This is a genomic window from Microbacterium sp. SW12, from assembly GCF_055391095.1.
Genome location: NZ_AP024335.1, coordinates 2029042 through 2048239, shown reverse-complemented (window position 1 = coordinate 2048239; position 19198 = coordinate 2029042). Strand labels below are relative to the sequence as shown.

The following is a 19198-nucleotide window of genomic DNA, read 5'->3' as shown; positions in this document are numbered from 1 at the left end:
CTGGAGGTGTTCAGTCGACCGACAGCACCAACTGGTTACCGGTGAAGTCCATGCCGCCGCGCAGCGACCAATCGTCGGTGCGGTAGGTGAACGTCCCCGCTGAGCCGTCGCGAGCCGTGCCGGTTGCCGTCGCAACGAGGACCCCGCCGGTAGCGGCAAAGCTCGACAGATCCTCGGCGAAGGCGAGGGTCGGCGCCGTTTCGACGCGGAACGCCAGTGAGGTCAGTGTCGCGAGATCTGCGGCCCAGGGGACGCGGATGCCGCAACCCTCCGGCACAGCATCCGTCGGTGCCGTGCACGCGTCGATGTAGGCCTGCACCTGCGCAGATGCGGTCTCCAGCGCGGTGTCTGACAGTTCGGGCTGCAGGTCGGCTGTTGCAGCTCCGCCAGGGGTAACCCCCGCCGTCGCAGTCCCCGTCAGGATGCCGACCGGCGCGGGAAGCACGTCGTAGAGCCCGGGAAGGAGAAGGAACGGAGCGCCCACCTCGACGATCGCGGTGCCGATCGCTGCAGCATCGCCGCGCGCCGAAGCGATCGTGAGGGTGCCGAGCCCGCTCTGGGTCACCTTCCATCCCGCGTCGGTGCGGACGAGCGTGATCTCACCCGAGGCGGATGCCGCATCCAGCGTGTACGCGATCTCAGCGGTCGCCGTGTCACCGTCCTCGTTCATGGCGGTCACCCTGGCTTCCGAGATCGTCCCCGAAACGCCGGCGAACGCGTCCTCGGCGGAGGACACATCGAGCCCGTCCGTGACCACGAGCCCGAGCGCCGATGCGGCATCGCCGCGGCTGAGCGCAGCGAGGTAGTCCTCCGCTGCTGACTGCGGTCCGGAGGGGCGCAACACCAGCCACAGCACCACCCCGGCGAGCACGAGAAGCGCCGCTCCCGCTGCGACAACAGCGATAAGGGCGCCACGTTTCACACCACCACGCTAGCGCCAGCGCATCCGGCTGGCGGCATGTGCCAGTTCTAGACTGAACGGATGAGCACGTCCGACGACAAGCCCACGGGGTCGTTCTTCGACGCGATCCGGGACAGGCGACGGATCGTGTCGGTTCAGGCGACGCGCGGCATTCCGCCCGGGCTGCATCTGGCCGCCGCGTACGCGTGGCGGTTGCTGGTGATCGCGGCAGCGGTCGGGGTCGGAATCTGGCTCGTGATCCAGCTCAAGCTGCTGGTCATCCCGCTGCTGATCGCGATTCTGCTCACGGCACTGGTATGGCCGGCGTTTACCGGGATGCTTCGCCTGCGTTTCCCGAGGTGGCTCGCGATCGCCATCGCGGTCCTCGGCACTGCAGCGATCGTCACCGGCTTGCTGTGGCTTGCCATCTGGCAGATCACACAGCAGTGGTCGTCGGTCCAGTCCCGCACCATCGAGGCGATCCAGCAGTTCCGTCGATATCTGATCGACGGTCCCCTTCACCTCACTGCCGACCAGATCGACGACCTGCTCGCGCAAGCATGGACCTTCATCCAACAGCAGGCCGAACTGCTGTGGTCGGGTGCGCTGGCGATCGGCACCACCGTCGGGCATGTCGCAACCGGCGCGCTGCTCACGGTCTTCATCCTGCTCACGCTGCTCGCCGACGGGGCGGGTATCTGGCGCTGGACGACGCGTCTGTTCCCCGGGCAGCGCGACCCGCCGTCGACGGGGCCGGCCGCGCAGGCTGGGTCACTGTCGCAAACTACGCTCGCACGCAGTTGCTCGTGGCAACGATCGACGCTGTCGGCATCGGCCTTGGGGCCTTCCTGCTCGGGGTTCCGCTTGCGATTCCCATCGCGGTGCTCGTCTTCCTCGGTTCCTTCATCCCCATCGTCGGTGCCGTCGTCACCGGCGCGCTCGCCGTCTTCCTGGCCCTCGTCTACAACGGGCCATTGATCGCGCTGTGGATGCTGGTGGTCGTGCTCGGCGTCCAGCAGCTCGAGGGCCACGTCCTCCAGCCGCTCCTCATGGGATCAGCGGTCAAGGTGCACCCCCTCGCGGTGGTGCTCGTGGTCGCCGGTGGGGCGCTCATCGCCGGCATCCCCGGAGCCCTCTTCGCCGTGCCGCTTGCGGCGTTCGTCAACGTGGTGGCGGTCTACCTCGGTGATAGGGCGTGGGAGACGGGCGCGAAACCCGAGGCCCCAGACTTGATTTGGTCGACAGTTCCGCGTCCGAGGAGAATCGGCAAGTGAGTATCCCCACCCTCGCCGACATCGAGGATGCTGCAGCGACTCTGTCGGGAGTCATCCGCCGCACCCCGATGGACGAGTCCCTGCATCTGACCGACCTGCTCGGTGTTCCCGTCGCTCTCAAACTCGAGAACCTGCAGCGGACCGGCTCGTTCAAGATTCGCGGCGCGGCCAACCGGCTCTCCCGCCTCACGGAGTCGGAGCGTGCGCGTGGAGTCGTCGCCGCTTCTGCGGGCAATCACGCACAGGGCGTCGCGCTGGCGGCTCACGAGCTCGGCATCTCCGCGACGATCTTCATGCCCCTCGGTGTGCCGGTCCCGAAGCTCCTGGCGACCCGCGGTTACGGGGCTGACGTCGTCCTCGAGGGAGCGACCGTCGAGACACCACTTCGCCTCGCCGCCGAGTTCGCTGAACGTACGGGCGCGGTGCTGATCCACCCCTTTGATCACCCCGACATCATCACCGGCCAGGGCACCCTCGGTCTCGAGCTGATGGATGACATGCCCGATCTCGACACCGTCATCATCGGGATCGGCGGCGGGGGACTGATGTCGGGTGTTGCCGCTGCGGTGAAGGCCCGCGCTGCCGCAGTCGGCCGCACCGTGCGCGTCATTGGTGTCCAGGCCGAGAACTCTGCGGCCTATCCGGTCTCGCTTGCGGCGGGTCGCCCGATGGAGGTTGCCACCCGAGCGACGATCGCCGACGGCATCGCTGTCGCGCGGCCGGGAGATCTGCCCTTCGAGATCATCAGCCAGTTGGTGGACGAGGTTGTCACGGTGTCGGAGGACGACATCGCGCGGGCCCTCCTCGTGTTGCTCGAACGCGCGAAGCAGGTCGTGGAGCCCGCGGGTGCTGTCGGTGTCGCCGCCATCCTCGCGGGTAAGGTCGCACCCCAGGGACCGACGGCATGCGTGCTGTCGGGCGGCAACATCGATCCCCTGCTGCTGCAGCGTGTCGTCGCTCACGGACTGTCGGCATCCGGTCGCTATATGACAATGCGCATCCCACTGCCTGACCGCCCCGGGCAGCTGGCTCGAGTCTCAGAGCTGCTGGCGCTCGCCGGCGCCAACGTCATCGAAGTCCTGCACACCCGCCATGGGCAAGGTCTACAGATCAGTGAGGTGATTCTGCAGCTCAGTGTCGAGACCCGAGGCGAAGAGCACAAGGCTCACGTGATCGCGACGCTCGAGAACGCCGGATTCGTCGTGCACGTCGCCTCCGAGTGACCCCAACCTACTGGCCGTCGTAGGTCTCGACCTTGACGATTTCCACGGTGATCTCGCGTCCGTTGGGCGCAGTGTAGGAGGTCTTGTCGCCTTCCTTCAGGCCCAGGATGGCGGAGCCGAGCGGTGAGGCCTCGCTGTAGACATCGAGTTCTGACCCGGCACCGATCTCGCGGTTACCGAGGAGGAAAACCTCTTCTCCACCGGCGATGACAGCGGTGACAACGGTGCCGGACTCCACGACGCCCGTGCTCTCGGGTGCGACCCCCACGGAGGCATTCTTGAGCAGAGCCTGGAGCGTGCGGATGCGAGCCTCCTGCTTGCCCTGCTCGTCCTTGGCGGCGTGGTAGCCGCCGTTCTCCTTGAGGTCGCCTTCTTCACGCGCAGCTTCGATGCGCTTGGCGATCTCTTCACGGCCGACGGTTGACAGGTGCTCGAGCTCCGCGTTGAGGCGGTCGAAGGCCTCCTGGGTCAGGAAGGTCACCGGGGCATCGCTGGACACGAGCGTCTCCTTTCGTCGGCGCCGATATGGCAAGACGCCCCGGCATCGCCAGGGCGTCGTTGATTACGGTCTGGCTAGATTACGTCACCCAGCACGAGTTGATCAAACCCGTCGTCGCTGCCGCCGTCGTCGGGATCGTCTCGACGAACGCGCGGGTGTGCTCGCTCGAGGGCGGGATCACGAGCACCCGCCAGCCGACGATTCCGTGCTCTTCGTCCTGCGCCTCGAGGATGCACGCGACTTCGCGTTCAAGCGGCGCGGTGATCTGGAAGCTCAGGCTTACGGTGCCGTCATCGACCACAGCGAATCCGGTGGTGTCGGCATCCACGCTCTCGAGCGAGGTTGCCACCGTCATCCAGCCGAACCAGCCGATGACTGCAACCACGATCGCGAGACCGAGGACGATCACCCAGCGCGAGGGGCCCCCGCGTCGTCGTCCGTAGCGATCGTCGAGTCTCGCGCGGATCGCGTCGTCAGCGGCGGGGGGTGCGGTAGTCATCGGGGGTGTCTCGTGAGTCGTTAGGCTGGAACTCCAGGCTAGACGCTGGCCAGTCGAAACGAGACATGATGCGCATTCTTTTGGGGACCTCGACCCCGGTTCCAAGCCCGTCGGAGACGGTCAATCCCGACCTCGTCACTCCGGGGCCGTGGGGCTTTCTGGTCATCGCACTGCTGGCGGTCGTGGTCATCCTGCTCATCACCGACATGATGCGCCGCATCCGTCGTGGCCGGGTGCGTGCCGACATCCGCGAAGAACTGGATGCCGAGGAGAAGGCAGAAGCTGACGCGGAGCGATCGCCCGAAGCCGACGAGACCGACGGCGACGCATCTCCCAGTGTCGACGGATCCGAGCGGTCCTAGCTGCGCGGGTCCGCTGCGGCAGTCCTAGCCGTGATAGGCGGGGCTGAGGCCGATGAGCAGGCACGCCGTCCAGTGGCAGAGGAACGCCAGCACCGTGCACACGTGGAAGATCTCGTGGAACCCGAAGTGGTTCGGCCACGGGTTAGGACGCTTGAGCGCGTACACGACGGCACCGAGGGTGTAAAGGATGCCGCCTACCGCGACCAGAACCATCATCGCGACGTTGGCCTGGAAGAGCGGCACGATGTACATGACCGCAGCCCATCCGAGCACGAGATAGAGCGCCACGTACAGCCAGCGTGGGGCGTCGATCCAGAACACGCGGAACAGGATGCCGAGAATCGCCCCACCCCAGACCAGCGAAAGCAGAATGATCGACTGGCTCGTCGGTAGCGCGAGCACTGCGATCGGGGTATAGGTGCCGGCGATCAGAAGCAGAATGTTCGCGTGATCGATGCGCTTGAGGACCGCGCGGGTCTTCGGCTTCCACCGGAACCGGTGGTACAGCGCCGAGTTCCCGAACAGCAACAGCGACGTCAGCATGAACACTGCGGCCGACCATTTCGCGGCCGCTCCCTGGGACAGGGCGATCAGGACGATGCCGGCAGCTATCGCGATGGGGAAGGTGGCTGCGTGGATCCAGCCACGCCACGAGGGCTTCAATTCCTCAGGAGTGACCGACTCGGCCTCTTCGATCAGCGGCAGCCGCGGCATCTCGGCACCATCGACCGACTCGTCCCACTCGGGGGTCGGGCGATCAGTGGGATGGTTCACGCCAGAGCTCACCCTCCGAGCCTACGAGCCGGAGTATTCCCGCGGGGGCACGCGTCGGCGCGTGGCAGCTCGCCGTACCCGGGCCGGGGGCAGGAGTAACGTGGCCGTGTGGCATCGGGACTCGGGACAGCGCGCGGCAAGGGCCCGCTGTATCGGCTCTACACCGCTCGGCTTCGCCGCGAGCTGACCCCCGAGAACATGCCGCATCACATCGCGATGATGATCGACGGAAATCGGCGTTGGGCGCGTCAGCTCGGCTACGAGACCGCCGCACACGGTCATCGAGCGGGAGCCGCGAAGATGCGGGAGTTCCTGGAGTGGTGCGACGACCTCGGAGTCAAGGTCGTCTCGCTCTACCTGCTCTCGACCGACAATGTCCGAAAGCGCGATGCCGCCGAGTTGAACGACCTGCTTCAGATCATCGCCGAGCTTGCCGAGGAGATCTCGCGGGTTCGCGACTGGCGGGTCAAGCACGTGGGTCGAGCCGAGCTCCTACCCCCTGAGCTCACCAGGGTGCTCCGCGCCGCGGAAGATCGGACAGCTGGCAACCCCGGCCTTCACGTGAATCTGGCTGTCGGTTACGGGGGGCGTTCCGAGATCGTGGATGCCGTCCGCAGCATCATCGCCGCCCACGATCGGGACGGCGGGTCCCTCGAGGAGCTTGCCGCAAGCCTCACGCCCGAGCAGATCGGTGAACACCTGTACACCGGGGGGCAGGCAGACCCCGACCTCGTCATCCGAACCTCCGGAGAGCAACGGCTCAGCGACTTCCTGCTCTGGCAGAGCGCACACAGCGAGTTCTACTTCATGGAGGCGCTCGGACCCGACCTTCGGGAAGTGGACTTCCTTCGTGCGCTGCGTAATTATGCGAGTCGGGAGCGCCGCTTCGGCGGCTGAGGGACCGCTGCGCCAGCCCACGCCTTCGTCCGGCGTGCGAAAATGTGACAGTGACGGGTGATATCACGACGTATATCGAGTCCTTCGATTCCGAGCCCGGCTATCTCGACTGGGCGGCATTCGGACCGCTCTCGCCAGTTGTTCGCAGCGAAGTGCACGCGGATGCCGAGCTCCTCGGAACGGGCCGCCGCTCGAGCGTTGACCTCGTTAACGAGCACGTCGACCAGTCGCGCTCTCACGCGGCATCCGTGCTGGGTGTTCCCGCGGAGCAGATCGTCATTCAGCCCTCGACCAGTCACGGCCTGCAGCAGGCGATCTACGGCCTCAGCGGCACGCTTCTGCTCTCTCGTGCCGAGTACCCGGCGTTGACGATCGCCGCGGCGCGCGCCGAGGCGTCGCTCGGCACGATGCGAGCGGCGTGGCTCGAGCCCGAGCACGGGTTTGTGACCCCGGATGTCGTCCGCGAAGCCCTCACCGATGAGGTCACGGCGGTCGCCGTGAGCCTCGTGGATTTTCGCACCGGCTATCGCGTCGACCTCAGCGCCCTTCGCGACGTGATCGGAGACCGACTGCTCATCGTCGACGCGATCCAGGGGCTCGGGATCGTGGACGCCGATTACGGTGCGGCGGATGTCGTCTGTGCCAACGGATACAAGTGGCTGCGCGCCGGACGCGGCACCGGCGTCGCCACCTACAGCCCGCGTGCGGTCGATCGGCTGACCCCGGTGCTCTCGGGCTACGCCGGGGTTGCCGATGGACTGCCCGTGGATGAGGTGCCTGAGCCGTCGCGAGATGCGCGCGCTTTCATCGTTTCGAAGGCCGATTCGCTCGCGGCTGCTCGCCTGGGTAGCGCACTCCATGAGATTCACGAGGTCGGTGTGGCGACGATCGCCGCAGCCGTCGAGGCGCGGGCAACGCGAGTGATCGAGATCGCCGATGAGAACGCCATCCCCGTCATCACCCCGCGAGAGCCCGAGCGCCGCGCGGGGATCGTGACGTTGGCTCCGGAACCGCAGGACGCGGGGCCGCTCGCGGCTGCCCTCGCTAATGCGGGAGTCACGATCACCCCCCGGGGCGGCACGATCCGCGTCTCTGCCCACGCCGGTACCGATGACGAATCGCTGTCGCTGCTGGCCGCCACGCTCTCGGCCTACGTGGCAGCCCGAGCCTGGTAGGGCTCGGAGGAATTTACCTCGATGTAACGGTGTCGACAGCGTGTCGATGCCTACGGCGCCCGATCCCCGTCGTACGTTCAACTCGTCGGGCAAGGCGCCCGACCGGGTCGGCCGTCAGGATCGCGACTCGTGACCCCTGGTCGACTCGCTGGGTACCGGGAATTACCACCCGGGGCGGGAGTGGGTTGTGACCACACGGGCAGCACAGGCACAGGACCGGGTTCACCAGGACGACCGGATCGAAGATGCCGAGCAGGATCAGACGCTGCGCACCTACGTGCTCGACACATCAGTGCTGCTGAGCGATCCGCGCGCGTTCTTCCGATTCGCCGAGCACAACGTCGTGGTCCCGGTGGTGGTCATCACCGAACTCGAAGGCAAACGGCACGATCCAGAGATCGGATACTTCGCACGGCAGGCGCTACGCCACCTCGATGAGTTGCGCGTCGAGCACGGACGACTCGACTTCCCGGTCCCGGTCGGCGCCGGCGGAACGCTGCGGGTCGAGTTGAACAACACCAACCCTGACGCGTTGCCTTCGGGTATGCGACTGGGAGACAACGACAGCCGCATCCTTGCCGTGGCCATGAACCTGGCATCCGATGGTCAGGAGGTCACCGTCGTCTCCAAGGACCTGCCGATGCGGGTCAAGGCGGCGTCGCTCGGCATTTCGGCCGAGGAGTACCTTGCCGAGCAGGCTGTCGACTCCGGCTGGACCGGCATCGCGACGATCGACATCTCCGGGGACGAGCTCAGCGATCTGTACGAAAGCGAAGTCGGCGCCAGCGACCAGGTGACGGGGCTGCCGGTCAACACCGGCCTGATCATTCACTCCGAGCGGGGCTCGGGCCTTGGCCGTGTCACCGGCGACGGTGGTTACCGACTCGTGCGTGGCGACCGCGATGTGTTCGGACTGCACGGCCGCTCGGCTGAGCAGCGCGTGGCGATCGACCTTCTTCTCGATCCCGAGGTCGGCATCGTGTCCCTTGGCGGCCGGGCTGGCACGGGGAAGTCGGCTCTTGCCCTGTGCGCGGCGCTCGAGGCAGTGCTCGAGCGGCAGCAGCAGCGCAAGATCATCGTTTTCCGTCCCCTGTTCGCGGTCGGCGGCCAGGAACTCGGGTACCTGCCCGGCGATCAGACCGAGAAGATGAACCCCTGGGGCCAAGCGGTGTTCGACACGCTCGGGTCGGTCGTCTCTGGCAATGTCCTCGACGAGGTCGTCGAACGGGGGCTCCTGGAGGTCCTTCCCCTGACGCACATCCGCGGTCGCTCCTTGCACGACGCCTTCGTGATCGTCGACGAGGCCCAGTCGCTCGAGCGCAACGTGCTGCTCACGGTGCTCAGCCGCATCGGCCAGAACTCCCGAGTCGTCCTCACCCACGATGTCGGCCAGCGAGACAACCTTCGGGTGGGTCGCCACGACGGTGTCGCCTCGGTGATCGAGACGCTCAAGGGTCAGGCCCTGTTCGGGCATGTCACCCTCGTGCGGTCGGAACGGTCCGCCATCGCGGCCCTGGTCACCGACCTCCTGGAATCGGGAGAGCTGTCCTGAGGCGGGAAGGGTCGCGCTGTGAGCGAACCCTCACGCAACCATGAGAAGAGTCTCATCCAGAGGTGGGTCATCGGGGACCTGGCGTCTGTCACCATGGGTGCAACGGGTTCCGCGAGCCCCCCAGATCGCGAGACCCTCCGGTCGGTGACCCCCCAATAACCGGCCCTGCCCCCGGCGACACCCCAGACACCGGGGGCACTCTCATGCCCTGGTCACTCTCATGCCCGGGTCACTCCCAGCGGTAGCCGGCTCCACGCACGGTGGCGATGTGATGCGCGCCGAGCTTGCCCCGCAGGTACCGCACGTACACGTCGACGACGTTCGAACCGGGATCGAAGTCCATCTCCCAGACCCGGCTCAGAAGCTGTTCGCGGGAGAGCACCATTCCCGGGCTGCGCAGAAACTGCTCAGCAAGAGCGAACTCCCGGGCCGACAGTTCAACCTCCCGCCCCCCGACCAGCGCGCGCCGTGACAACAGATCGAGTGAGACCTCACCGTGGACGATCGTCGTCCCCGCGTCGGCTGGTACCTCCCGCAGCCGTGAGCGCACACGCGCGAGGAGTTCCTCGAAGGTGAACGGCTTTCGGATGTAGTCGCTCGCCCCGGACTCGAGCCCTTCGACGGTATCCCGAGTGCTGGTGCGGGCAGTCAACATGATGATGGGCACCGTGCGGCCTTCACGACGAATCTGACGAAGCACCTCGAGCCCGTCCAGTGTCGGCAGACCGATGTCGAGGAGCGCGAGGTCGATCGCTCCGCCCCGAAGGAGCTCGAGCGCCGGCGGCCCGTCGTCGACGATCACCGTCTCATAGCCTGCGGCGCGCAGGCCACGTTCCACGAACGCCGAGATCTGCGGCTCGTCTTCTGCGATGAGGATCCTCGTCACCGCTTTCCCCCCTGATGGATCACGTCATCGGCGCGTACCGGCGCCGGGTAGGACGCACCGCTGGTGTGCGGCACGTGGATGGTGAACGTTGCCCCGCCCCCGGGGGTATCGGTCACCTCGCATCGGCCACCATGGCCTGTCGCGATGGCGTCGACGATCGCCAATCCCAACCCCGAGCCTCCCACACTTCGGCGTCGTCCCGCTCGGTCGAATCGGCGGAAGATGCGATGGCGCATCGCCGGCGGTACGCCGGGACCGTGGTCACGCACCCAGAGGCGGACCTCGACAGGGTCCACCGCGCTGCCGACATCGATCGGACTCGCGTCAGGGGAGTACTTCGAAGCATTGTCTGCCAGCTGCAACCACGCCTGAAGCAGGCGGTCTCCGTCGCCGAGCATCCGCCCCGTCGCCCGGTCGGTGACGTGCCAGTCGTGTCCCGGGATGACAGCCACCATGTCTGCCATCCGAGCAGTGAGAGCGGCGAGATCGATCTCGTCGGACGCGTAGGTGTCGGTCTCCGCTGCTGCCAGCAGATCGATGTCTTCGACCAGTCGTGTGAGTCGGTCGAGCTCGGCGATTCCGATCGCCCGGGTGGCATCGACGTCGGCCCGATCCGACGCATCCATGATCTCGAGATGTCCGCGCACGATGGTGATCGGTGTCTTGAGTTCGTGCCGCACATCATCCAGCAGCTGTCGCTGCGAGTCGACCGAACCTTCGAGGCGGTCGAGCATGGAGTTGACGCTCTGCGACAGGTCGGCGATGCCCTCGCCGCCGTCGGACGGCAGGCGGCGGCTCAGATCCGCGAGCGTCATACTTTCGGCTGCTTCTCGGACCTCCGCTATCGATCGAAGCGCCGCGCCGGCGACGAACCATCCGACGAGCACCACGAGAACAATGGTGACGACGGATGCAACGCCGAAGACGGTCATCGGCATCAGCAGGGGATCCAGCGGCGCGCCGGCACTCCAGAGCGCAGTCGCCTGCGCCGTGAATGTCACGCCGCCGACGAGGGCGAGGGCCACGGCGCACGCCAGTGCCACCCCCGTGACGATGCGACGCCGCGCCGATCGCGGCCGCTGGGACCGTGTCATGGGGTGATTATCGCCCGGCGCGCCGGTCCGGCGCATCCGCGGCAGTTCAGCCCGGGTGGGTCATTGACAGCAGGTCGAGCTTCTCATCGAGCTGCTGGGGAGTCAGCTCACCGCGCTCGATGTAGCCCAGCGCAACGACGGCTTCGCGAATCGTGATCCCTTCGGCGACCGCGTGTTTGGCGATCTTGGCCGCGGCTTCGTAGCCGATCAGCTTGTTCAGGGGCGTCACGATCGACGGCGACATGCCGGCGAAGGCCGAGGCGCGCTCGACGTTGGCTTCCAGTCCCACGATCGTCTTGTCTGCAAGGACTCGAACCGTGTTCGAGAGCAGCCGGATCGATTCGAGCAGAGCGGTCCCCATGACCGGTATCGCGACGTTCAGTTCGAACGCGCCGGAGGCGCCTGCCCAGGCGATGGTCGCGTCATTGCCGATGATGCGCGCGCACACCATCAGGGTCGCCTCGGGAACAACGGGGTTCACCTTGCCGGGCATGATCGACGAGCCCGGCTGAAGGTCCGGGATCCGTAGTTCGGCAAGACCCGTGTTGGGGCCCGACCCCATCCACCGCAGGTCGTTGTTGATCTTCGTGAGAGAGACCGCGATCGTCCGCAGAGCACCGGATGCCTCAACGAGCGCATCGCGGTTTGCCTGAGCCTCGAAGTGGTCCTTGGCCTCGGTGATCGGCAGCTCGGTCTCAGCGACCAAGATCTCGAGGACCTTCTGGGGGAAACCGAGCGGAGTGTTGATTCCGGTCCCGACGGCGGTACCGCCCAGTGGGACCTCGGCCACGTGGGGGATGACAGCCTGAACACGCTCGATGCCGAGGCGGATCTGGCGGGCGTAGCCGCCGAACTCCTGGCCGAGGGTGACGGGGGTGGCGTCCATGAGGTGGGTCCTGCCGGACTTCACGACGCTCTTCCAGAGCTCAGCCTTCTCTTCGAGCGCTACCGCCAGGTGGTCGAGCGCCGGGATGAGGTCGTCGATCAGTTCCTGGGTGACCGCGACGTGCACCGACGTCGGAAAGACGTCGTTCGAGGACTGGGACGCGTTGACGTGGTCGTTCGGGTGCACCGTCTGGCCGAGGCTGTGCGTCGCGATGGTGGCGAGCACCTCGTTCATGTTCATGTTCGACGAGGTGCCGCTGCCGGTCTGGTACACATCGATCGGGAACTGGTCGGCGTGCGCCCCGCCGATGATCTCATCGGCCGCCGCGGCAATGGCCTCTGCGATCTGGGCGTCGAGGGTGCCGAGGTCCCGGTTGGCCAGCGCCGCAGCCTTCTTGATGCGCGCCAGCGCCACGATCTGCGCGGGGTCGAGGGCATCACCCGAGATCGGGAAGTTCTCAACGGCCCGCTGGGTTTGCGCGGCGTACAGTGCGTTCTTGGGCACCCGCACCTCGCCCATCGTGTCGTGTTCGATGCGGTACTCGATGTCAGTCACGTCCTCGTTCCTTCGCTTCAGGTGTGCTCGGGCAGCTGCCCGCAGTGATCAGGGGTTCTCGGCGGCGCCCACGATGACATCGGGGATCGCCGTGCCCTCCGACAGCCGATAGTTCGCTCCGACGATCGCGAGGGTTCCGGCGGCGACGGCATCGCTGATGAGTTCGGAGGAGTGGAGGAGCTCGGCGACGGTGTCGCGCAGGTGCTCTCGGCCTACCTCTTCGGCGTCCACCGGTCCGCCGTCGGAAGAGCGGATGACGCGTCTGACCGCCGGGACGATGGGCGCGATCTGGCGCCAGATGTGCGGGGGAAGGGAGGGGGCATCCACGGTCGTTGACTCGATAGCCGCGGCTACGGCGCCGCATTCGTCATGTCCGAGCACGACGATGAGGGGGACTTCGAGCACCGCGACGGCGTATTCGAGGCTGCCCACAACAGAGTCGGAGATGACCTGTCCAGCGTTTCGGACGACGAACAGGTCGCCGAGGCCCTGGTCGAAGATGATCTCCGCCGCGAGGCGCGAGTCGGCACAGCCGAAGAGCGCGGCACGGGGGCGTTGACCTCCGGCCAGCTCGTGACGACGCTCGACATCCTGCCGAGGGTGTGAGGGCTCGCCCGACACGAACCGTGCATTGCCGTCGCGCATGTCTCCCCAGACCTCGGCGGGAGTCGCGGTCGGCATCATGAGATCCCCTCTCGGGCGGCGATGATCTGGTCGGCCAGGCCCTCCGCGACCACACGAAGGGTGTCGGCATCCGTCGCGCCGTAGACGAGGATCGTGTCGTCGCCGGCGGTGGTACTCAAAGCAGCCGAAATGTTGCCGGCGCGGGCGGGGTCGGGGATGTCGTACTCGGTCCATTCGACACCATCGATGACGATGGTTCCCGCCGAATCTGCCCCCGAGAGCTCGCGAGTCGGCCACGTTGCGTCTGCGCTGAAGCCCTGGGAAACCCGCACGAATCCGGCGTCCTCAGCCGGGACATACAGCACCGTCCACGTGCGCGGGTCGTCTCCCGCGACGGCGGCTGAGGTCACGAGCCAGGTCTCGGGAACGACAGGAACGATCACGGTCGAGCTGTCGAGGGTGAGTGAGACCTCCTCGGCGACGGCGGCGACGTCGATCGGCTCCGAGGCTGGTGGTTCGCCTCGTGGCACGGCGAAGATGACGATCGCAACGATTCCGAGCGTGATCACCAGGGCGGCAACCAGATTGCGAAACGTCTGGCTCGACCGATACACGCGGGAAGACTCGGCCTTCCGGGCCGCCGTCTCCTCGGGCGTTTCGGGACGCCCGAGCTCGGCGACGATCCGGTCGCGCTGAGCCATCATGACTCGTCTCCGCTCGGGGACGACGTCGACGCCGCGCGCGCAGCATCCAGCCGCTCCTTCGCGCCGACGAGCCATTGCTCACATCGCGCTGCGAGTGCTTCGCCGCGCTCCCACAGTCGCAGCGACTCCTCGAGGGTCGGTGCGCCCTGCTCCAGCGCTGCGACGACCCGAACCAGCTCGTCGCGAGCCTGTTCGAACGACAGGTCGTCGACATCCCCCGGTGCATGCGGGTTGGCGGCGGTCATGATCTCCATCCTAGAGCGGCACGTCGGGGGTGCTGCTCTCCTCGACCTCGCCTGCAGAACGGGCCCCGAACGAGCCACGCCCCACTGTGACGGTGACGTCGGTACCGGCGGGCGCCTGCTCGGCATCTCGCACGATGACCCCACCCGCGACGTGCGCGATGGCGTAGCCGCGGGCAAGAGTCGAGGCGGGGGAGAGGGCTCGCACCGCTGCTCGCAACTCCGCGGTCTTCCGGGCCTGCGCCGCCACGGCACGCTCGGCGTGGTCCCGCCCTCGCGCCACGAGAAGCTCGATGTGCTGCGCTCGCTGGGCCACGGCGTTCTCGGGATTGCGCAGCACGGGGCGTGAGCGCAGCTGCTCGAGCTGCGTGATGTCATGAGCCAGCCGCTGTGTCACCCGGGTCCGGGCGCGGCTGAGCAGCTGGGACACGAGCGCCCGCTGCTCGGCGACGTCGGGGACCACGCGCTTGGCGGCATCCGTCGGCGTGGATGCTCGAAGATCTGCCACGTCGTCGAGGATCGGATGGTCGTTCTCGTGCCCGATCGCGCTGACCACGGGGGTAGATGCCGCGGCGACCGCACGAACGAGGCGCTCGTCACTGAACCCCAGCAGCGTCTGCGGGTCACCTCCGCCGCGAGCGATGATGATCACATCCACCTCGGGGTCGGCGTCCAGGGTCTTCAGCGCCGCGATCGTCTCGGGCACGCAGCGATCCCCCTGCACCGCCGCGTACCGCGTGCGAAACCGCACGCGCGGCCAGCGCAGTTCGGCGTTGCGATGCACATCCTTCTCGGCATCCGAGTTCTCGCCCGTGATCAGGCCGATGAGGTGCGGGAGGAAGGGGAGCGGCTTCTTGCGCGAGGGGTCGAACAGTCCTTCGCCACGCAGCTGGACCCGGAGCCGCTCGAGCCGCTCCAACTGGTCGCCGAGCCCCACGTGCCGCATCGCCGAAACGGCGAAGCTGAAGTCGCCGGTTCGTGTGAAGTAGTCGGCCTTGACGCACGCGACGACGCGATCGCCGACGGCAAGGTCGGCGGGGAGGCGTTGGCGCGTGCTCGACCAGATCCTGATCGAGATCGTCGCGTCAGTTGTCAGGTCCTTCATCCGCCCGAAAACGTTGCCGCCGCGAAGGTTCCACGACGTGATCTCTCCCTCGACCCACACGGAACCCCACGTTTCGACGAAGCCGCGGATCGTGTCGCCGAGGCGGGCCACCGAGGTCGGGGAGTGAGCGTTCGAGTCCCGAGGGTGGACCGAATCAGGGGGTGGGGCCTGCCCCGGGACGGGTTCGGGCTGAAACGTCGTCATAATCCCTTTCGGCTCGCCCGGCCCGCGCTCAGGACGCCCCCGTAGAATCGGACCGATGAGCACTCCCGCGGTACACATGCCCATGCCCCGCGTTCCGCGGCGCCGTGAGCGCCTCCAGGATATCCCGGTCGACCGACCCAAGCGGGTGCTGCTCGCTGCGCCCCGGGATATTGTGCGGGGGTCGATCGAGCCGTCATCGCGGTCGAGAAGGCGCTCGAGCGATTCGGTGCCCCCGTCTACGTCCGCAAGCAGATCGTTCACAACATCCACGTCGTGACCGAGCTGGAGCAGAAGGGCGCGATCTTCGTCGACGAGGTCGACGAAGTTCCCGAAGGCGCGCACGTCGTCTTCAGCGCGCACGGTGTGTCACCGGCTGTCGTGCAGTCGGCAGCCGATCGGCAGCTCCAGGCAATCGATGCGACCTGCCCGCTGGTGACGAAGGTTCACCGCGAAGCAGTGCGCTTTGCCCGCGACGAGTTCGAGATCCTCTTGATCGGTCACCTCGGTCACGAAGAGGTCGAGGGCACGGCGGGTGAGGCGCCGGAGCACATCACGATCGTCAACTCGCCCGAAGAGGCCGACACCGTTCAGGTGCGGGATCCGTCCCGCGTGGTCTGGCTCTCGCAGACGACGCTCTCGGTGGACGAAACGATGGAAACCGTCAGGCGGTTGCGCGAGCGGTTCCCCGAGCTGCAGGATCCACCCTCCGACGACATCTGCTACGCGACCCAGAACCGCCAGGTAGCCATCAAGAAGGTCGCCCAAGGTGCTGACCTGGTGATCGTCGTCGGCTCGGCCAACTCGTCCAACAGCGTGCGGCTCGTCGAGGTCGCGCTCGAGTACGGCGCGAAGGCTGCGTATCGCGTCGATTACGCTGACGAGATTCGGCAGGAATGGCTCGATGGCGTTGCCAGCGTCGGTGTCACCAGTGGCGCCTCAGTCCCCGAGGTGCTGGTTCAGCAGGTGCTCGAGGACCTTGCGGCGGCCGGCTATCGCGACGTCGAAGAGGTGCGCACAGCCGAGGAGGACCTGATGTTCTCGCTTCCCAAGGAACTGCGGCAGAGCACAAGCGAACACCGGGGCGGGCGCGTGCGCGCATGAGCGACGAAGACCGGCCCGAGCCGAAGTACGGCGTCTATGCGACGCCGGAAGAGCAGCGGGCGCGCATCCAGAAGCCCGACGCGACATGGGCTCTCGAGACCGGCGAGTCGGTGACGGATGCCGCGGCGTCGGCATCCGTGGGCAACGACGGCACGCCCCGCAGTGCCGTCGACCCTGCACGATCGAGGGCAATCGACCGCATCGTCACCTTCGCCCTGCTCGCCTACGCGTTGGTCAACGTCGCTGTCGCTGCTCTCGCGCTCGTGGATTTCTCGCAGTACGCCGCAACGGTCTTCGAGGTGATGGGGATCCCCGGCGAGTTCACGAACCTGGGCGGCGGACAGACGTGGGGTGCTGCAGCTGCGGTCGCCCTGATCATCGGATACCTCATCACCGCATGGTTCTCGGTGCGGCGGACCATGGCCGGCAAGATCGCGTGGTGGGTGCCGCTGGTCGGCGCCGTCGTGACTCATGTGGTCGTCGGCGCGCTCGCGATCGTCCCGCTGATGTCAGACCCCGCCTTCGCCGCGTACCTGACCTCGATCTCTTGAGATCAGGCACGCGGGTCGGCTGACTGAGTGCGTGCCGTTGTGTCTCAGGCGCCGAGCGACTTGCCCGCGGAACCGAGCTGCTGCGTGGCTTCGACCACACGTGCCGCCATCGCGGACTCCGCGACCTTGCCCCACGCGCGGGGGTCGTACGCCTTCTTGTTGCCGACCTCGCCATCGACCTTCAGGACGCCGTCGTAGTTGCTGAACATGAAGCCCGCGACGGAGCGCGTGAACGCGTACTGGGTGTCGGTGTCGATGTTCATCTTGATCACACCGTTCGCGACAGCCAGCGCGATCTCTTCCTCGGTCGAACCGCTGCCGCCGTGGAAGACGAGATCGAGGGGCTTGGCGCCGGTGCCGAACTTGGCTGCGATCCCCTCCTGGATCTCGCCGAGCAGTTCGGGCTTGAGCTTGACGTTGCCGGGCTTGTAGACCCCGTGCACGTTGCCGAAGGTGAGCGCGGCGATCCACCGGCCCTGGTCACCAAGACCCAGGGCCTCCACGACCTGCGTGACATCGCCGGTCGTGGTGTAGAGCGCGTCGTTTGTGCCCTCGTGCTTGACGCCGTCCTCTTCGCCGCCGACGACACCGATCTCGACCTCGAGGATCGCGTTGATGTTCTTCAGCCGGGGCAGCAGCTCCTTGGCGATCTCGATGTTCTCGCCGAGCGGGACTGCCGAGCCATCCCACATGTGGGACTGGAAGATCGGCTCGCCGCCGGCCTTGACCTGCTCCTCGGATGCCGCAAGCAGCGGGAGCACGAAGTCTTCGAGCGCGGGCTTGGGGCAGTGGTCGGTGTGCAGCGCGACGGTGATCGGGTAGTTCTTGGCGACCTCGGTCGCGAACTTCGCCATCGCAAGCGCTCCGGTCGCGCGAGCCTTGACGGTGTGACCGGCGAAGTAATCAGCGCCACCCGTCGTCACCTGCAGGATGCCGTCGGAACCTGCCTCCGCGAGACCCTGTAGTACCGCGTTGATCGACTGCGAGCTCGAGACGTTGATAGCCGGGTAGGCAAACCCGCCCGCCTTGGCGCGGTCGAGCATCTCGGCGTACTGGTCGGGGGTTGCGACGGGCATGAGTGCGCTCCTTGTCGGTGGGGATTCACCTCGGTGGGGGTTCACCGTCACTCTAGCGAAGCGGGCTCGCGCTCACCGAGACAGCGAGCCGTGAGATTGACCGGCGCGGCGGCTAACGTGCAACCCGAACATGAAGGTTCTGCCATGTCGGCCTTTATCGACGGCTGTGCACGTATGGTTGCGCACATGGGAACTGTTTACTACGGAGGATCGGCGACCCCGATCTACATCGATGACCTCGCGCTTGCGCATCTCAAAGTGGTGATCGCCACGAAGCTGCGCCGCGGCGAGAGTTTCACGGTGTCGTGGCAGCACCCAGAGGACCAGGAACCCGGCCGCACCACCCTGTGGCTGCATCCGTCGATACCACTCCGTTTCGTCTTCGATGAGCCGGAATCGCCGCAGTTGAGCCGCGAATGGATCGAGGACCTCGCCAACTCGGCGAACTCATCCGGGGGGATACTGCTCGTCTCGCAACACTTCGATGCAACGACGGCGCCCGTGGCGAGACCGTAACCGCGTGCAGCGGCGGTGCGCAGGATCTGTCAAGGGGAGTGCTCGCCGGAACATGAGGCCCTACCGTCGGAACGATGACTGATCCGACTGAGTACGATCCGACCAGTATGCGCAACCAGCCCGCTATGCGTCAGGGTGGTGAGAAACGGTGGTTGATCGCCGGCGGCATCCTTCTTGTGGTTGCCGGCACCATCTTCGCCTTTCTCATGCCGCTGCAGTTCGCATCGGCGGGCATGGCGCTCTCACTCCTCGTCGCCGGTTACCTCGCGATGATCCTGAGCGCCATCTTCATCCAGTCGGCGCGCGCTAAGAGCATGACGTTGGCGTGGCTGATGGCTGCAATGGGAATTTCCGCGGTCATCGGACTTGTCGTGCTCATCGCGCTCGAGTGGGCCGCCGGGGCATCGAGCGGACACAGCGGCGTCTGACACACCGCGCTTTCGGGCGTGGCAAGAACCGCGATTCTTACCCCGAACGCGATGACCTAACCCCACGGTC

At 66.7% G+C, this 19198-nt stretch carries 20 protein-coding genes and 2 pseudogenes; 10 read left to right on the top strand and 12 right to left on the bottom strand.

Annotated features, from left to right (window positions below):
• Positions 1-10: 10 nt before the first annotated feature.
• Positions 11-922: an Rv0361 family membrane protein gene (locus MICSW_RS10385; RefSeq protein WP_347424711.1), complete on the bottom strand. Its 912-nt coding sequence runs from the start codon at positions 920-922 to the stop codon at positions 11-13.
• Positions 923-982: 60 nt separating this feature from the next.
• Between MICSW_RS10385 and MICSW_RS10380 the strand changes: the two are divergent.
• Positions 983-2175 (top strand): annotated as a pseudogene (locus MICSW_RS10380) (AI-2E family transporter).
• Positions 2172-3398: a threonine ammonia-lyase gene (gene ilvA, locus MICSW_RS10375; RefSeq protein WP_464495645.1), complete on the top strand. Its 1227-nt coding sequence runs from the start codon at positions 2172-2174 to the stop codon at positions 3396-3398. Before MICSW_RS10380 ends, ilvA begins: the two are co-directional and overlap by 4 nt.
• 7 nt (positions 3399-3405) lie before the next feature.
• Here ilvA and greA read toward each other — a convergent pair whose 3' ends face one another.
• A complete protein-coding gene (greA, locus tag MICSW_RS10370; protein WP_464495643.1) occupies positions 3406-3897 on the bottom strand; it encodes a transcription elongation factor GreA in 492 nt (163 codons plus the stop codon).
• 79 nt (positions 3898-3976) lie between these two features.
• Positions 3977-4396 (bottom strand): DUF4307 domain-containing protein, encoded by a 420-nt coding sequence (locus MICSW_RS10365; protein ID WP_228177041.1) that lies wholly within the window; start codon positions 4394-4396, stop codon positions 3977-3979.
• 65 nt (positions 4397-4461) lie between these two features.
• Here MICSW_RS10365 and MICSW_RS10360 point away from each other — a divergent pair, with 65 nt between their 5' ends.
• Positions 4462-4758, top strand: a complete 297-nt coding sequence (locus tag MICSW_RS10360) for a hypothetical protein (RefSeq protein ID WP_363496726.1) — start codon at positions 4462-4464, stop codon at positions 4756-4758.
• A gap of 24 nt (positions 4759-4782) precedes the next feature.
• Here MICSW_RS10360 and trhA read toward each other — a convergent pair whose 3' ends face one another.
• Positions 4783-5472 carry a PAQR family membrane homeostasis protein TrhA gene (gene trhA / locus MICSW_RS10355; protein WP_228177181.1) on the bottom strand — a complete coding sequence of 230 codons (690 nt, stop codon included), beginning with the start codon at positions 5470-5472 and terminating at the stop codon, positions 4783-4785.
• A 168-nt stretch (positions 5473-5640) separates the two neighbouring features.
• Between trhA and MICSW_RS10350 the strand changes: the two genes are divergently transcribed.
• The 3 genes from MICSW_RS10350 (at position 5641) to MICSW_RS10340 (ending at position 9156) form a co-directional block, all read left to right on the top strand.
• On the top strand, positions 5641-6429 hold the full coding sequence (locus MICSW_RS10350; protein WP_228177043.1) for an isoprenyl transferase: 789 nt from the start codon (positions 5641-5643) through the stop codon (positions 6427-6429).
• Between the two features lie 50 nt (positions 6430-6479).
• The gene (locus MICSW_RS10345; RefSeq protein ID WP_464495639.1) at positions 6480-7604 is read left to right on the top strand and encodes an aminotransferase class V-fold PLP-dependent enzyme; all 1125 of its coding nucleotides are present in this window, start codon (positions 6480-6482) and stop codon (positions 7602-7604) included.
• A 187-nt stretch (positions 7605-7791) separates the two neighbouring features.
• Entirely contained in the window at positions 7792-9156 is a 1365-nt protein-coding gene (locus tag MICSW_RS10340) for a PhoH family protein (protein ID WP_374197988.1), read from the top strand.
• 229 nt (positions 9157-9385) lie between these two features.
• On the opposite strand, the gene MICSW_RS10335 is transcribed toward MICSW_RS10340, so the two are convergent.
• Genes MICSW_RS10335 through xseA form a run of 7 tightly spaced genes read right to left on the bottom strand, consistent with a single transcriptional unit; the run spans position 9386 to position 15456 of the window.
• Positions 9386-10042 carry a response regulator transcription factor gene (locus tag MICSW_RS10335; RefSeq protein WP_228177045.1) on the bottom strand — a complete coding sequence of 219 codons (657 nt, stop codon included), beginning with the start codon at positions 10040-10042 and terminating at the stop codon, positions 9386-9388.
• Entirely contained in the window at positions 10039-11136 is a 1098-nt protein-coding gene (locus MICSW_RS10330; RefSeq protein WP_464495635.1) for a sensor histidine kinase, read from the bottom strand. Before MICSW_RS10330 ends, MICSW_RS10335 begins: the two co-directional genes overlap by 4 nt.
• A 46-nt stretch (positions 11137-11182) precedes the next feature.
• Complete coding sequence (locus tag MICSW_RS10325; protein WP_228177047.1) at positions 11183-12577, bottom strand: class II fumarate hydratase; 1395 nt, start codon at positions 12575-12577, stop codon at positions 11183-11185.
• 48 nt (positions 12578-12625) lie between these two features.
• Complete coding sequence (locus MICSW_RS10320) at positions 12626-13261, bottom strand: carbonic anhydrase (protein ID WP_375236631.1); 636 nt, start codon at positions 13259-13261, stop codon at positions 12626-12628.
• Positions 13258-13905, bottom strand: coding sequence for a DUF4245 family protein (locus MICSW_RS10315; RefSeq protein ID WP_464495632.1), 648 nt, complete (start codon positions 13903-13905; stop codon positions 13258-13260). The genes MICSW_RS10320 and MICSW_RS10315 overlap by 4 nt, the downstream gene beginning before the upstream one ends.
• Positions 13902-14150: an exodeoxyribonuclease VII small subunit gene (locus MICSW_RS10310; RefSeq protein ID WP_228177049.1), complete on the bottom strand. Its 249-nt coding sequence runs from the start codon at positions 14148-14150 to the stop codon at positions 13902-13904. The genes MICSW_RS10315 and MICSW_RS10310 overlap by 4 nt, the downstream gene beginning before the upstream one ends.
• A 10-nt stretch (positions 14151-14160) precedes the next feature.
• Positions 14161-15456 (bottom strand): exodeoxyribonuclease VII large subunit, encoded by a 1296-nt coding sequence (gene xseA / locus MICSW_RS10305; RefSeq protein WP_292725825.1) that lies wholly within the window; start codon positions 15454-15456, stop codon positions 14161-14163.
• Between the two features lie 55 nt (positions 15457-15511).
• On the opposite strand from xseA, the pseudogene MICSW_RS10300 reads away from it, so the two are divergent.
• Both MICSW_RS10300 and MICSW_RS10295 read left to right on the top strand, forming a co-directional pair.
• A pseudogene (locus MICSW_RS10300) lies at positions 15512-16557 on the top strand (4-hydroxy-3-methylbut-2-enyl diphosphate reductase).
• Positions 16554-17108, top strand: a complete 555-nt coding sequence (locus MICSW_RS10295) for a DUF6264 family protein (RefSeq protein WP_292725827.1) — start codon at positions 16554-16556, stop codon at positions 17106-17108. Before MICSW_RS10300 ends, MICSW_RS10295 begins: the two are co-directional and overlap by 4 nt.
• 44 nt (positions 17109-17152) lie before the next feature.
• Here the strand turns inward: MICSW_RS10295 and fbaA are convergent, their stop codons facing one another.
• Positions 17153-18184, bottom strand: a complete 1032-nt coding sequence (gene fbaA / locus MICSW_RS10290) for a class II fructose-bisphosphate aldolase (protein WP_228177053.1) — start codon at positions 18182-18184, stop codon at positions 17153-17155.
• Positions 18185-18370: 186 nt separating this feature from the next.
• Here fbaA and MICSW_RS10285 point away from each other — a divergent pair, with 186 nt between their 5' ends.
• Both MICSW_RS10285 and MICSW_RS10280 read left to right on the top strand, forming a co-directional pair.
• Entirely contained in the window at positions 18371-18700 is a 330-nt protein-coding gene (locus MICSW_RS10285; RefSeq protein WP_228177184.1) for a DUF7882 family protein, read from the top strand.
• A gap of 74 nt (positions 18701-18774) precedes the next feature.
• Positions 18775-19128 carry a hypothetical protein gene (locus tag MICSW_RS10280; protein ID WP_464495627.1) on the top strand — a complete coding sequence of 118 codons (354 nt, stop codon included), beginning with the start codon at positions 18775-18777 and terminating at the stop codon, positions 19126-19128.
• The last annotated feature ends 70 nt before the right edge of the window (positions 19129-19198 follow it).

Coding starts and splice junctions, on each gene's coding strand:
- xseA (WP_292725825.1), bottom strand. CDS start 15,456: ATGACGACGTTTCAGCCCGAACCCGTCCCGGGGCAGGCCCCACCCCCT.
- MICSW_RS10280 (WP_464495627.1), top strand. CDS start 18,775: ATGACTGATCCGACTGAGTACGATCCGACCAGTATGCGCAACCAGCCC.
- MICSW_RS10365 (WP_228177041.1), bottom strand. CDS start 4,396: ATGACTACCGCACCCCCCGCCGCTGACGACGCGATCCGCGCGAGACTC.
- MICSW_RS10315 (WP_464495632.1), bottom strand. CDS start 13,905: ATGATGGCTCAGCGCGACCGGATCGTCGCCGAGCTCGGGCGTCCCGAA.
- MICSW_RS10320 (WP_375236631.1), bottom strand. CDS start 13,261: ATGATGCCGACCGCGACTCCCGCCGAGGTCTGGGGAGACATGCGCGAC.
- MICSW_RS10295 (WP_292725827.1), top strand. CDS start 16,554: ATGAGCGACGAAGACCGGCCCGAGCCGAAGTACGGCGTCTATGCGACG.
- MICSW_RS10310 (WP_228177049.1), bottom strand. CDS start 14,150: ATGACCGCCGCCAACCCGCATGCACCGGGGGATGTCGACGACCTGTCG.
- fbaA (WP_228177053.1), bottom strand. CDS start 18,184: ATGCCCGTCGCAACCCCCGACCAGTACGCCGAGATGCTCGACCGCGCC.
- MICSW_RS10360 (WP_363496726.1), top strand. CDS start 4,462: ATGATGCGCATTCTTTTGGGGACCTCGACCCCGGTTCCAAGCCCGTCG.
- MICSW_RS10285 (WP_228177184.1), top strand. CDS start 18,371: ATGGGAACTGTTTACTACGGAGGATCGGCGACCCCGATCTACATCGAT.
- MICSW_RS10330 (WP_464495635.1), bottom strand. CDS start 11,136: ATGACACGGTCCCAGCGGCCGCGATCGGCGCGGCGTCGCATCGTCACG.
- trhA (WP_228177181.1), bottom strand. CDS start 5,472: ATGCCGCGGCTGCCGCTGATCGAAGAGGCCGAGTCGGTCACTCCTGAG.